Here is a 12,622-nt window from a genome sequence, read left to right on the forward strand (position 1 = left end):
TACATAGTTCCAACTATGGAAGAGTGGGAAGTATATCCTAGGGTTGCTGCTGCTGTCGCTGTTAAAGCTGTTGAGCAGGGCTTTGCTAGGAAGACAACAACGTATAAAGAAGAACTTGAAAACTCAACTGAAATAATATTACTATCAAGGAAAAAATTGGAAACAATTTTAGAAAAGAATTTAATAAAAGATCCTTTAGCAAAAAAGTAAAAAGGCTTGAAAACCATAAATACTGGGATTACTTATGTCTTCCCAGCCAAAAAGAAGAGGAATTTCAATAAGTTTAGAGGAATATTTGACAACAATTTTTAAAGAAGGAGGACATGATAATCTGGTAAAATTCAGAAAAATAGCTACCTATTTAGGAACAACACAGGCAAGCGTTACAGAGGCCATGCAAAGACTTGTAAAAGATGGTTACTTATACTATTTTCCATATAGAGGCGTTAGGCTAACTGAGAAAGGGATAGAATTAGCTTCATCAATAGTAAAGAAAGAGAATGAAATAAGAAATTTTTTAATATTAATTGGAATTGATGAAAAAGAATCTGAGGAACTTGCGTGTATTCTGGAACATAAAATAAGTGATAACGCCATTAAAAAAATTAGAGAGTTTATTAATAATTGTGCATTAAACAAAAATTTTTAATTTTTAATTACAATATAAAAATAGGCGATATGAGTATTGGCAAAGAAAAGATTTGGTATAAGTATTCCGGACGACTTATATGATTATTTGAACAAATTATCAGAACAACTAGAAACAAATAGAAGCGATCTGGTTGAGCAAGCGGTTAAAACTTTTATAAATGATTATAAGCATTACTTAATTCCTCATACCTGCACAGGCGTAATGATTGTTTCATGCAAAGATGAAAAAGCATTGAAAGAAATAATAGATGAATTTCAAGATATTGCTAAAACTTACATTCATACACATGAAAATAATGTATGTATAGAACTTATGTTCGTATCAGGTCCTTCGGAAAAAATAGCATTATTACAAAAGAATTTGCAAAAAGATGGAAAATGCAATCCAAGATATGTACCAATAATAAGCATAAAAGAATCTAAATCCTCGGAATCTCAACAATAGACCAAGCTTTATCTATAGCCTTTTCAAGCTTTCTCTGATGTTCAGTTAAGAATTTTTCTAAACGAGAAAATCCGAACAATTTGCATTCTCCGCATAGCAATGAACCAGTTTTGCACCTATTATATATATCGGCTAATTCTCTATCTTCTTGAATTAAATGATACAAATATAAATCATATACCGGACACTTTTCCGGTTCTCCTCCTAACTTCCTCTGTTCTTCAGCTGTATTCCTGCCTCCTGTTAAAGAAGACATGAATTTCTTTCTAGCAACATCTATTTGATCGGTTAAAAATATTGTTACATCAGGTTTACTGCTGCTCATTTTTCCTCCATCCAAACCCCTTATAAGCCTGTGATATATAGAAGCTGGGGGCTCCAATTCTATTTCTCCTTTAAACCTTCCAGCTAAATCTCTAGTTAGTCTCAAGTGAGGATCTTGATCAGCACCTACTGGAACTACAACGTGTTTATATTCTCCATATTCTGGTAATTGTGGATGCAATATATCAGCTGCTTGAGTTAGCGCAGAAATAATTTTACCAGGTGTAATTTCGCCGTATATTGCCTCAAGCTCGTTATATGAAATTTTAGAAGCAAACAATTGTATTAATGAGTGATAAGAACCTTTCCTGTTAGTCTGAAAATAGAAGTCTGTTTTGTTAGGATCTAAACCAAGAGCTATTAGGTTAGCAACATATTCCTCTATCCCTATCTTTATTACATCTTTTCTTGATATGTGCCTAACTGCATATGCTTCTGCATCAGCTAAGCCAACAAATATTTTAAAACCTAATTTTTGGAAATATATTAATTCCAGTCCTGTCATCATGTGACCGAAATGAAATCTTCCACTTGGCATAAATCCTGTCATTGCTGCAGCTCTTTCCTTGTTTTCAATAGCTTTTAATATTACGTTATCAAAATCCCTATGCCCAAAAATTATTCCTCTCTTCATAAATGCACTTAGCTCTATACCATCATTATTCATTCTACCAATTACTTCCTCAAAAGGTCTAATTCCAAATACTTCATAAAGCCTACTATAATCCTTTATTTCAGGTCTTCCCCATGGGTCTAATTTTATTTCATTTTCCTCGGGCATGCAATACACCTATTATATATTACTCTTGAAAGTAATTTATCTATCTTTACATATAAAGCTTCCCGCATTTCATATTGGTATTTAAGATCGCTTTTTTATGGCTTAATTGCTAATTCCATAATATGACCTAGCCCTTTAAGGTAAGTTCATATTATTAATAATCAGATCTTGTATATAAATGTTTATCTGTTCTCCATCCTGCCCTGAAGGGCAAGAATTCCCTGAGGTCTTAAGGGTTACACCCCTTTATGCGTGCTACTCTTTTATATATAGTATTTTTAATTTAAGACTTTTACCCCACTCCTAGAAGGGGGAGGATTGTCGTTCTCCTTATCAAGAAGGTATTCATCCTCATGCAATGAAAGCCTCCCCTTAAAAATTATAGCCTTTAGATACAACTGTTTTCTATGGTGAAAGTTTGGAAGAACTAGATGAATTTGATTTTGAGCTATATGATATAATAAAAGAATATATGCCAATAACCCTATCAGAATTAGCTAGAACTTTGGGCCATAGCAAAAGTATGATACATAGGAGAATAAAAAAACTGGAAGCATCAGGTCTTATAAAAGTATTTAATCAAGGCGGAGTATCCATAATAACGGCCAATCTAATGAATGATTCAATAATAACAATTGGGATTCTAAGAGCTAGCGAGTACCCATACATAATAAAATTTGCTAAAAATTTAGAAAAGATTTTTAATCATGTTAAAATAGTTGTTTATGATGAAGCATATAAAGAAGCCTTAGACCTATCAACCGGGAAATTAAAGCTGGCTATGAATCCAGCTATTTCACTGTTAGCCATACACAGGATAAGCAGAGGTCAAGTACATATAATTGGTGGAGGGAGCGGTGGAGGTAGTGGGATAATAAATAACTCAAATGGAAAAAATGGGCATTCAACATCTATTATGTCATCAATGGAACTTTGCGCTGATATGAACAACCTAGAAATGCCAAGAATATACAGCAATAGCGGTTTAGATATTTTAAATAAGGTTATAAAAGGTGAAGTAAGACAAGGTGTAGTATGGGAACCATATTTATCAATAGCATCAAAAAGCAATTTGAAAACAACCTCTTGTGAATTAGAAACATGTTGCTTATTAGGGGCACACTCATCTTTATATGATAAATATGAAAAGATATCAAAAGCGTTTTCTGATGCTATATCAGGCAACATATCGAATTTAGAGGGTTACGCAAACATAATCAATATGCCATTGGATTTAGTTAAATTATCAGTTAAGAGCTATACTTTTTTCGAAGAGCCTGATAAAAATTATTTAAAAAGCATAATAAGCAACTTAAGAAATACAATACTGCCTAGCGATATTATAGAAAAATCAGTCATAATCTAGGTCTTTTAGAGTAAGTCTGAGCTCTGCTAACAAGGTTGGTAGTGGTGTCATTAATGCTGTAAGATGAGGTCCTTTTATATAACTTAAAACCTTTTTCCAATCTTCCTTAGGTCTTGATTCAACATAAGACTTTAAAGTCTCCTTTACAAGCTTAGAATTTGCCTGGAAAGTTCTTGCATATGCAAAAAATACCGCTAAGTCCCATGCTGCTTTTTTATGAGTATAGTTACTTACTTGTTCAGCGTCTATAAGGGCCATATTATCATTATCAATCATAACAAAGTTTCCCGGATTGGGGTCCCCTAAAGTTCTATTATGGTTATGTATCAAAGCTAAGCTTTTTCCCATATTATACCATGCGTAAGGGTTTTTGCTCTTTAGGACAACTTCTCCATCAAGGAATTCCCTTATCATTTTATATTCATATTTCTCTGAACATAAACTTAAAATTTTAGGAGTGATAATTACTTTTCTTAAATCTAATAAAGATTTATACTCATTAATTAACCTTGATAGCGGCGTTTCCTTAAATGGAAATATTGATGCAGAAACTGCTCCGGCCATAAACCATTTTAATGTTCCGTATATGTACTCTTTTATTACTATTTTTTTCTCATTGTTTTCACAAATTTGACTTGAAGATAACAAACCAGGTCTCTTGCATCTATACTCATTGCCTAAAATGTTTTTAATATAATTATCGCTATCGCTACAGCTTTTAAATATAATACCTTCAGGCAAGGAAATTATACTATATGGATTTTTTATCAATTCCATTGGTATGCAAGACTTTCCTATATTAACATTAGTATTAGAATATAATGTTAAAAATCCAAGGATTACATTTTTTCCTATATTGCCCATGATTTTATTTGCTCCAATTGTTAACATATTGAAATTTAAATTTATGTTACCATTATCGACACTACCTATGTTTTTTATATATATTTCATAGTCATCCCTTAAACCTTTAAGGCCTAACTTATTAATTACATCATTATATATGCAAGAATAAACATCTCTAAGTTCAGACATTTTAGATAAAGGTATAAACTCTACAGGTATCTTGAAATAGTTAGCAAGTTTTCCGTATCTTTGCATAAATTCGTAAGCTTGCTCTATAGTGACCCTTACCTTATAATATTCTATTAAATCTTTGAAATTTTCATCATATTCAACTGGGGGAACGAGTAAACCTGAGACTACATCACCTAATGTACCTAACTTTACATCAGCAGAAAGAACCATATCTCCAACAACAAGTACATTATTTTCTTCAAATGATGGTAGTTTAAATCCATTAACTACTTTAATTGTATAATTAATTCCTCTAATTTCACCTTCCATTGCTTATCACCTTTTTCCACAAAACCTCTCCATCAACTGTTTTAATTTCAACAATTCTATGAATTGGTATAATTGTCTCATTATCGCTTAGAGTTATTGCCCAGTTACTAACTGCTATTACATCCTTTGTCGATAATTGTAATAATCTATTCCCCTGATCACGTGATCTATCAACATAAGTAATTATATATTCTTCCTTATTATTGACTGAGTTTATTGCTTTACCAATAATGTCTTTTATCTTACTCCTTTTTCTAGACATACTGCACCATTTTTCAGTTATATGATTTAGATTAATATATTTGTTATATGACTTTAACATGGTGAAAAAATTGACGTGTGTATTTTGTGAAATATCAAGAAAAGAAAAATCTGCTCATATTGTTTATGAAGATAAAGATATCATGGTAATACTTGATATAAATCCGATTTCCAAAGGTCATTTATTAGTTATTCCGAAAGAACATCATGAGACAATTCAAGATACGCCAGTAAGAACTTTAGTTAAGACATGGATAGTTGCTTCAGCTTTTGCTAAAATTTATAGAGATAGATTAAAGGCACCAGGAGTTAATGTTATAACAAACAGTGGTTCTCCAGCTGGACAAGTTATTTTTCATTTTCATGTTCATGTTATACCAAGATGGGAGCAAGACAGCTTTAAAAAAGGAGGAAGGCATTCGCTAAGTGAAGAAGAAGCTGTTGAAGTAACTAAAATGTTATCAGATCATTTAGATATAGTAAAATCCTATTTAAATGAATTTCCTACTATATGATGCTTCTAAAATCTCTTAGCTTTATAACATGTAACCTATATATCCCATTTGAATCATTCATTATAGTAACCAATGCATTCCCACTGTTTTTAATAAGTTTATAAGAATTATAGGCACAAACTTCATTATCCATTATAAATTCTACTTCTTCTCCTTGACCCATTTTTCCAAACTCTCTATAAGCTAAAAACATAGGTTCAGGGCAATCTAAATTAGTTAAATTAATTGTCTTCATTATTGCCACCCTATAGCTTTTTGAAATCATTAAAATAACAGTTATCTAGTTTTTCTGTTTCTACTTTATTTACCTCAAAATAACTATTTTTTATTATTTCTAATAATTTATTTATAGATTCGTTATTCCCATTAGCAATTATTTCGACTCTTCCATCAGAAAGATTTTTAGCATAGCCTTTTATATTAAGCTTTTTAGCATTGGACCAAATAAAATGCCTAAATCCTACACCTTGTACATGACCATCAACAAGTATCTTTAAACAAATTTCCATTAAATCACCTCAATATAAATTAAACTTACTTAAAACCTCTTGGTCTAATATATATCTTTTTATCTTCTTTGGGACATCTACTTCTTGTCTTCCCTTTTCTACTACTTCTCCTATTACATAAGGATCATAACCTTTATATTTTAGATCCCTAATAATATCTTCATAAATCTCTTCTGGAGATATTATAATAAATCCCCCATTTGTGCCTGCTGTTGCATTAGGCATCAAGAAGTTATCTGTTGCAAACTCAGATATTTCTGGGAAAAGTAAGGGGAAATCATATAACCTTATATGAGTTTTTGTTAAATTTGCCTGCTCCCAAATAACCAATATCCCTGGTCCCGTAACGTCTGTTGCTGAAACTATATGCTTTTCTTTTGAAAAATCTTCATTTAAATCTGGTAGATATTTTGCTATAACTTCTCCCATGGATTTGTTAGGAGACGATATTATATTAAAAGCCTTTTCTTTAATCTTTTCTAGCGTATCTAAGTCTATTCCTCTCTTTTCAAGTTCATCTATAATGCTTTCATCAATAGCAGTTGATAAATATGTTGTAATTGGAGAGAGCTCTCCTAATGGTCTAGTGGTTATTATTTTCATACCTTTATCTGCTTTATCATGAAACATCGGTGGTTTCTTATTACTGGTAGCAATTACCGTAGCGCCCAACAGAAGCCTTCCTTTTTTAGGTTGTTCTATATCTAAAATTTTAGCACCTATTTCATTTGCAAATCTTTTGGAATTTTTGTATAGTTCTTCTTTTAGTTCTTCTGTTGGGGCATTCAATACTGGAGCTATTTTAAGATCTTTATAAGCTCCTAAAACAAACAAATCATTAAGAGAATTTGATATAGAACCCGATACCTGCCTGTAATCCGAGGGAAGGCTGGTAGGATCTATAATATGCATAGTGTCATTATTAGCTGCAACAATTTCTTCTCCTTTATTATATGATATTAAATCAGCCAACATAAATTCATCTTCTCTATAGGGAGTAACTATAGAATGACCTTTTCCTATATTAATTAATGGAGCGCAGTCACAAAGACTTTCATATGCAGGCATTACTTTCCTAATAAATTTCTCTGGCTCATTTGCAGCTAATTGATAGACCTGCACTAAAATAATAGCTCTAATTTCACTATCAATTTTATAATTTAGGTTAACTTTTTCCCCTAAGGGAAGTATTTTTCTATTTATTTCAACTGAATCAGGATCTGCATAAAATATATCTGCATCTTCTCTTTCTGCTATTCTTAGGTTCTTTGATTGAAGATATGGTCTTATTTTTTCCATAGCCGGATAAACAATTTTTAGCAAATCGACCTTAACGGCGCATCCTGTTGCAAGAGACAACGGATCAGCTCCTAAATTCCTATAATACGAGAGCCTCTGTTTAATATTATTAATTAACTCAATTCTTTTTTCATTCATATTTATCCCTTATTCTATATATTTAAAGACTGTTTTTAAATATTTCTTATATAGAGAATATTTTACTTTATATAAAAATTTCTATAAAACGAAAAGAAACAACGAATCTTGTTTTTGAAGGCAGAGCAAAGTTCAAACCTTGCTTTTCAAAAAATTAATGCAAACTGCCAATAGGGTATGCGTAACTGAAACATAAGACAAGTCTTCACAATAATTAACATTGCCGATGAGAGTACAGTATCTTCTGGTCAAATCTAATAAGATGAGGAGTGGGAGCCTAATTTACTCCCACAACACCAGAGGGTATAATATGGTAGTCATAAATGGGTGTAACCCTATAGACCACAAAGAGCCCTTCATGATGTAGAAGAAATCAGTTGTTTCACTAAACACTATAAACTAAATTTTAAAATTTTATATGCAATATAAAGATGGGAGGAAAATTGGCCAAAATCAAAGAAATAGATGCATTAGAATCTGATAAACCAAATATAAATTCAATTATAGATAAGATAAAAGAGATTTTAAAAAGTGGTTATCAAGAAGAAACAATAATTGTTAAGGATAATAAGGTAATTAAAAGACATGAAATATATTGGGCTTTAAAATATATGGGCACAAAATATGTTGCAATATCTGATAAAGAAGAAAATGTAAAGGTTTCTTTAGATTTCTTAGGCTTTTATGATGAGGTTTCTGATCCTGGTATTAGAGTTTTTAATAATGCTACGGAATTGATAGAAAAGGATAGACCTACCCCATTAGTAAAGTTAAATGGTATAATAAATGATAACAAAATAAAAATATGGGCAAAATTGGAATGGTATAATCCTTTTAGTTTGAGCATAAAGGATAGAACAGCTTGGTATATAATTTACAATAATTTGGATAAACTGAGTGATAAGGAAAAAGTATTTGAAGCAACCTCAGCAAATACAGGGATTGCCATTGCCGCTATATCATCTATGCTAAATAAAAAAACAAAAATCTTCATGCCAGAAACTTCTCCAGAATATGCAAACAAATTATTAAAAATTTATGGGTCTGAGGTCATTAAGGAAGGCACAACTACAAACGAGCTTATAGATAAGGTTAAAGTCTATGCTGAAAAAGAAAATGCATTTGTACCAAATCAATTTTCTAATATTTTCAATTTACTGGTTCATTTAAGATATACTGCCAAGGAAATAGATTATCAAACAATGTACGGAAAACTTAAGCTTAGCGGAATTTTTGCTTCAATGGGTACAGGAGGACATATAGCTGGCATAACCCTTTATTTCCATAACAAAAATAGAACAGTGAAGATATTTGGAATTCAACCTGAAGAAAATGGTACAATTCCTGGAATAAAAAAGCAAGACTTTAAAAATTGGTGGAATATAAATGATGTTCCCGATCATGTTTATTCTGTTAATTTAGAAGACTCCATAGATATTTTAATCAAAACTGCAAGAACCAATGGAATCTTACCAGGTATTAGCGGAGGAGCAGTTTTAGCTGGTATAAAGAAAGCTTATAGCGAGGGAGTTCTAGATGAGGGAGACTATGTATGCGTAATACCTGATAATGGTATTAAGTACCTTGATGAAATTTATAACGAGAAAAATATCATTTTCTGATTAATGAATCGATAAAAAATTATGAGATAGATTTAATATAAAATTATATTTGTTTAGAGCATAATTAAAATGGGTATAATTATGGATAGATTTAGCAAAGAGTTTCTCAAAAATGCCACAGATGCTATAGAAATATTGAAAAAAAGAAGAATTTTTGAAAAAATTGAAAGTAAATATCCTCTAGCTGTTATAGGTGATATACATGGTTATACAGAAAGCTTAGAAAATTTTGAAAAAATTATTCATGATAGTTCACCTAATGAAATTATATTTTTAGGGGATTATGTTGATAGGGGTTTCGAAGGGGTCGAAGTATTAAACGAGATATTTAATTTATTAATTAACTATAAAGATAAAACTATCTTAATAAGAGGTAATCATGAAGATCTAAACATAAATAAAGAATACGGTTTTTATGAAGAGCTAATTTCAAAAATTGGTAAAGAGGGAATAAATACAATTACTCTGTTTTATTCTAATTTGCCAATATCTATATCCATAAACAATATATTCTTTGTACATGGAGGTATTCCGTATATTAAATCAAATGATAAGCCTGCTATACTAAAACTCGAAGATATCTACAGTCTGGATAAAATTAAAGGAAAGAAAGAATATTTGGAATTTGAAAACAACGTATTATTTCAAATGGTTTGGAATGATCCTGATGGTTACATAGATTGGTTTGAACCAAATTATGTTAGAGGGGATGGAGTTTTCTATTATGGTAAAAAGGCGTGGAATGAGTTCATGAATGCTAATAATATAGATTTAATAGTTAGAGGGCATGAAATAGTTGATGGCATACATATATGGAAACAAGATGGAACTTTTATAAATAAATTCAAAAACAATCAAAGATTTTATTTAGACCAAATATATAAAGGCGTGATAACAGTATTTTCAAGCAGATATCATATAGGTAGGGCAGGTTCAATATTAATATACAAAGATGAAATAGAGTTTATTGAATTGTAATTTAAATTTTATATAATTCTCCTTTCCATTTAACACCTTTATTTTTCACATTTATCATGCTTGTAATTAAATAATATGCCGGAATAAAATAAAAAATACTATATGGTAATTTAATTTTATTAGTTAGCCCTCCTAGATAATAAAAAATATTTTCGATTAAATATGCTGAAAAGAATAACAAAAATAAAAAGTATTGTTTTAATATTAATAACGGAATCCAACCCAAAGGCAAATAAAAAAATAAAAATAACGCTAATGCCAATAGATAAACATAATATGATGAACTTAATTGTTTTTCGTAATCAAAAAATATCCTAGAAAGCAAATTTTTTATATCATTTGAATTGTTCCAAGATTTAGTTTTTATATAATTTCTTCCGTCAATTGGTATAATATCTACCCCTAATTGCTTTGCTCTAGTTGCCAAATTTTTATCCTCTACCAAATCATTTTTTACAGATGCATGACCACCTATTTCATAATAAGTATAAGGAGATATGGACCAACAACAGCCAAACATTAGCCCATAATCTTCTTTTTTATTAACAGTCTTATCATACCCAAAATATCCAAGAAGAATAGCCGATAAAAATGATTGAGACACCTTAGATATGAAATTATCACATTCAAAATAAGGTAAAAAAGTATATAATTGACCTTCTTTAATGTTTGATGATATATCAACAATTTTTTGCATATCTCCTTTCACATCAGCATCTAAAAATAAAACAGCTTCTTTAAAATCAACATATTTCATTCCTTCAAATAATACAAACGATTTAGGAACCCAATCATTACTAACATTTCTTATATTTATTAAGTGTATTCTCTTATCAATATTTATAAATTCTTTGACTATTTTTTCAGTATTATCGGTACTTCTGTCATTTACAATTATGATTTTGTTCAATTTATTGTTAACCTTTATTAGGTTTTCAAGTAATTTACCAATATTATTCTCTTCATTCCTCGCAGGTATAATAATAGTTACTTTTTTATTTCCAAAACCTTTTATTACTTTAAAGGAATTCATACTTTTTATTAATGATCTTATACCATAAAGTATTATCATAGTTATACCGAGCAACATTATTATTAACAAATCATTTATTAATATCATTTTTCCTCAACAATTTAAATATATAATGTATTATTAAAGCATATTGTATGTATTTGATCTTCTCCTGCCATGAAAGGTTTCCGAGGTCTTGAGAGTTACACTATTTTTCTGGTCAACTCTCTTATACCCTTTTGTATTGCAGAAGTAAGAATAGATAAAGTTTTCATTCTTTATAATTAACTAGAGATTAGTATAACTCATCATGTTTGAAATATTAGTTAAGAGTATTGAGTACCCAATGTTTCAGTGATGCTCAACATGTTAGCAGCTATCCCATTGTTTTAATTAGGTTAATTTAAATTTATCCCTACTTGAAAGGCAATGGTTTGTTGCTATTTTATTATAATAAAATATATTCTATGAATTATAAAGATTATTAAATAGAAACCGCACTATTTAGTTGGTAGATTAAATATGGCCAAAGAACAAAAAACTAAAGAGCATAAATATAAAGTTACAATACAATGGTTTAAAAGAGATATGATTGATTTAAACGACGTATCTTTTCAAATATATAAGTTGATTAGCAAAGAAGAAAACGAAGGAAAAGGAGATCCTTTAAATGTACTATATAAATTAGCTGAAGAAGAAAAAAATAAAAAAAATAAAGGAGACTTCTTTATAATAACTATCGAGTCCATAGAAACAAAGTACGTTATTGCAGACGGTATAAAGGATAGAAATACAAGGCTCCTTTATAATATCCCAACAAGGTTAAATAAAGTAGGCTTAATAACCAAAGATAAACTAAAACTAGGCCCAGAAGGCTATTTTATTTTAAAAAATAATGATATAAAATGGATAGATATAAATGAAGAATTATATGTTTATGATGGTCCTTTAAAGTCTAATGAAGATATTGAGTTAATTATTTTTGACACAGATAAAGATAGGAGAGTTATAAAAACTCAACATCTTTCGACGATGAAGCTATCCTTTCAGACTCCTGAACAACAGAATCAATCAGCTCTTGATAATGCGAACGCATCAGATGCAGATAATAACCTTTCTTAGTAAAAGGTCCTTTATTGCAAAAATAGCAAAAAAGAACCCCGTCTTTAGTTGTATGTAAGTTAGAGCCAACTTTTTTAATTGCTTCTATTACATGGGATGCTAATATTGATGTACTAAAATCTTCAGCTTTTTCTAAATCACTTGCTATTCTTGCTACATTATCTGCAATTGTGGATTCAAAAATTTTTTTCCTTGACAAATGCCATTCCCTTTTTAATTTATTGCTAGAGCCTATTAAAATTTACTTAAATC

General features: G+C 30.1%; 14 protein-coding genes and 1 pseudogene. 8 read left to right on the forward strand and 7 right to left on the reverse strand.

The genetic code is table 11. The features are described 5' to 3' along the window. From RXO53_RS02440 to RXO53_RS02450, 3 genes and pseudogenes are all read left to right on the forward strand, one after another. A pseudogene (locus tag RXO53_RS02440) lies at nt 1-210 on the forward strand (malate dehydrogenase); the annotation flags it as partial. Between the two features lie 34 nt (nt 211-244). Beyond that, nucleotides 245-649, forward strand: coding sequence for a metal-dependent transcriptional regulator (locus RXO53_RS02445; protein ID WP_410712683.1), 405 nt, complete (start codon nt 245-247; stop codon nt 647-649). 36 nt (nt 650-685) lie between these two features. Then, nucleotides 686-1,096: a CopG family ribbon-helix-helix protein gene (locus tag RXO53_RS02450; protein WP_410712684.1), complete on the forward strand. Its 411-nt coding sequence runs from the start codon at nt 686-688 to the stop codon at nt 1,094-1,096. Here RXO53_RS02450 and RXO53_RS02455 read toward each other — a convergent pair. Continuing rightward, nucleotides 1,071-2,201 carry a tryptophan--tRNA ligase gene (locus RXO53_RS02455; RefSeq protein WP_410712685.1) on the reverse strand — a complete coding sequence of 377 codons (1,131 nt, stop codon included), beginning with the start codon at nt 2,199-2,201 and terminating at the stop codon, nt 1,071-1,073. The genes RXO53_RS02450 and RXO53_RS02455 overlap by 26 nt on opposite strands. A gap of 418 nt (nt 2,202-2,619) precedes the next feature. Between RXO53_RS02455 and RXO53_RS02460 the strand changes: the two genes are divergently transcribed. Next, nucleotides 2,620-3,567: a winged helix-turn-helix transcriptional regulator gene (locus tag RXO53_RS02460; protein ID WP_410712686.1), complete on the forward strand. Its 948-nt coding sequence runs from the start codon at nt 2,620-2,622 to the stop codon at nt 3,565-3,567. Here the strand turns inward: RXO53_RS02460 and RXO53_RS02465 are convergent. Continuing rightward, nucleotides 3,553-4,914 (reverse strand): hypothetical protein, encoded by a 1,362-nt coding sequence (locus tag RXO53_RS02465; protein ID WP_410712687.1) that lies wholly within the window; start codon nt 4,912-4,914, stop codon nt 3,553-3,555. The genes RXO53_RS02460 and RXO53_RS02465 overlap by 15 nt on opposite strands. Then, nucleotides 4,904-5,176 carry an RNA repair domain-containing protein gene (locus RXO53_RS02470; protein WP_410712688.1) on the reverse strand — a complete coding sequence of 91 codons (273 nt, stop codon included), beginning with the start codon at nt 5,174-5,176 and terminating at the stop codon, nt 4,904-4,906. Before RXO53_RS02470 ends, RXO53_RS02465 begins: the two co-directional genes overlap by 11 nt. 70 nt (nt 5,177-5,246) lie before the next feature. Between RXO53_RS02470 and RXO53_RS02475 the strand changes: the two genes are divergently transcribed. Further along, on the forward strand, nt 5,247-5,690 hold the full coding sequence (locus RXO53_RS02475; protein ID WP_410712689.1) for an HIT family protein: 444 nt from the start codon (nt 5,247-5,249) through the stop codon (nt 5,688-5,690). Here the strand turns inward: RXO53_RS02475 and RXO53_RS02480 are convergent. Genes RXO53_RS02480 through RXO53_RS02490 form a run of 3 tightly spaced genes read right to left on the reverse strand, consistent with a single transcriptional unit; the run spans nt 5,683 to nt 7,636 of the window. Further along, entirely contained in the window at nt 5,683-5,925 is a 243-nt protein-coding gene (locus RXO53_RS02480; protein ID WP_410712690.1) for a sulfurtransferase TusA family protein, read from the reverse strand. The genes RXO53_RS02475 and RXO53_RS02480 overlap by 8 nt on opposite strands. A gap of 10 nt (nt 5,926-5,935) precedes the next feature. Further along, nucleotides 5,936-6,199 (reverse strand): acylphosphatase, encoded by a 264-nt coding sequence (locus RXO53_RS02485; protein WP_410712691.1) that lies wholly within the window; start codon nt 6,197-6,199, stop codon nt 5,936-5,938. Between the two features lie 9 nt (nt 6,200-6,208). Further along, on the reverse strand, nt 6,209-7,636 hold the full coding sequence (locus tag RXO53_RS02490) for a SelD-related putative sulfur metabolism protein (RefSeq protein WP_410712692.1): 1,428 nt from the start codon (nt 7,634-7,636) through the stop codon (nt 6,209-6,211). 431 nt (nt 7,637-8,067) lie between these two features. Between RXO53_RS02490 and RXO53_RS02495 the strand changes: the two genes are divergently transcribed. Both RXO53_RS02495 and RXO53_RS02500 read left to right on the forward strand, forming a co-directional pair. Next, nucleotides 8,068-9,258: a PLP-dependent cysteine synthase family protein gene (locus tag RXO53_RS02495; RefSeq protein ID WP_410712693.1), complete on the forward strand. Its 1,191-nt coding sequence runs from the start codon at nt 8,068-8,070 to the stop codon at nt 9,256-9,258. Nucleotides 9,259-9,339: 81 nt separating this feature from the next. Further along, nucleotides 9,340-10,236 carry a metallophosphoesterase gene (locus tag RXO53_RS02500; RefSeq protein ID WP_410712694.1) on the forward strand — a complete coding sequence of 299 codons (897 nt, stop codon included), beginning with the start codon at nt 9,340-9,342 and terminating at the stop codon, nt 10,234-10,236. A 1-nt stretch (nt 10,237) separates the two neighbouring features. Here the strand turns inward: RXO53_RS02500 and RXO53_RS02505 are convergent, their stop codons facing one another. Beyond that, a complete protein-coding gene (locus tag RXO53_RS02505; protein ID WP_410712695.1) occupies nt 10,238-11,356 on the reverse strand; it encodes a glycosyltransferase in 1,119 nt (372 codons plus the stop codon). Nucleotides 11,357-11,770: 414 nt separating this feature from the next. On the opposite strand from RXO53_RS02505, the gene RXO53_RS02510 reads away from it, so the two are divergent. Next, on the forward strand, nt 11,771-12,370 hold the full coding sequence (locus RXO53_RS02510; RefSeq protein ID WP_410712696.1) for a hypothetical protein: 600 nt from the start codon (nt 11,771-11,773) through the stop codon (nt 12,368-12,370). The last annotated feature ends 252 nt before the right edge of the window (nt 12,371-12,622 follow it).

Source organism: Caldisphaera sp., assembly GCF_046536515.1.
Taxonomy (GTDB): Archaea; Thermoproteota; Thermoprotei_A; order Sulfolobales; family Acidilobaceae; genus Caldisphaera.

Coding starts and splice junctions, on each gene's coding strand:
- RXO53_RS02455 (WP_410712685.1), bottom strand. CDS start 2,201: ATGCCCGAGGAAAATGAAATAAAATTAGACCCATGGGGAAGACCTGAA.
- RXO53_RS02505 (WP_410712695.1), bottom strand. CDS start 11,356: ATGATATTAATAAATGATTTGTTAATAATAATGTTGCTCGGTATAACT.
- RXO53_RS02510 (WP_410712696.1), top strand. CDS start 11,771: ATGGCCAAAGAACAAAAAACTAAAGAGCATAAATATAAAGTTACAATA.
- RXO53_RS02465 (WP_410712687.1), bottom strand. CDS start 4,914: ATGGAAGGTGAAATTAGAGGAATTAATTATACAATTAAAGTAGTTAAT.
- RXO53_RS02485 (WP_410712691.1), bottom strand. CDS start 6,199: ATGGAAATTTGTTTAAAGATACTTGTTGATGGTCATGTACAAGGTGTA.
- RXO53_RS02495 (WP_410712693.1), top strand. CDS start 8,068: ATGGGAGGAAAATTGGCCAAAATCAAAGAAATAGATGCATTAGAATCT.
- RXO53_RS02445 (WP_410712683.1), top strand. CDS start 245: ATGTCTTCCCAGCCAAAAAGAAGAGGAATTTCAATAAGTTTAGAGGAA.
- RXO53_RS02470 (WP_410712688.1), bottom strand. CDS start 5,176: ATGTCTAGAAAAAGGAGTAAGATAAAAGACATTATTGGTAAAGCAATA.
- RXO53_RS02500 (WP_410712694.1), top strand. CDS start 9,340: ATGGATAGATTTAGCAAAGAGTTTCTCAAAAATGCCACAGATGCTATA.
- RXO53_RS02480 (WP_410712690.1), bottom strand. CDS start 5,925: ATGAAGACAATTAATTTAACTAATTTAGATTGCCCTGAACCTATGTTT.
- RXO53_RS02490 (WP_410712692.1), bottom strand. CDS start 7,636: ATGAATGAAAAAAGAATTGAGTTAATTAATAATATTAAACAGAGGCTC.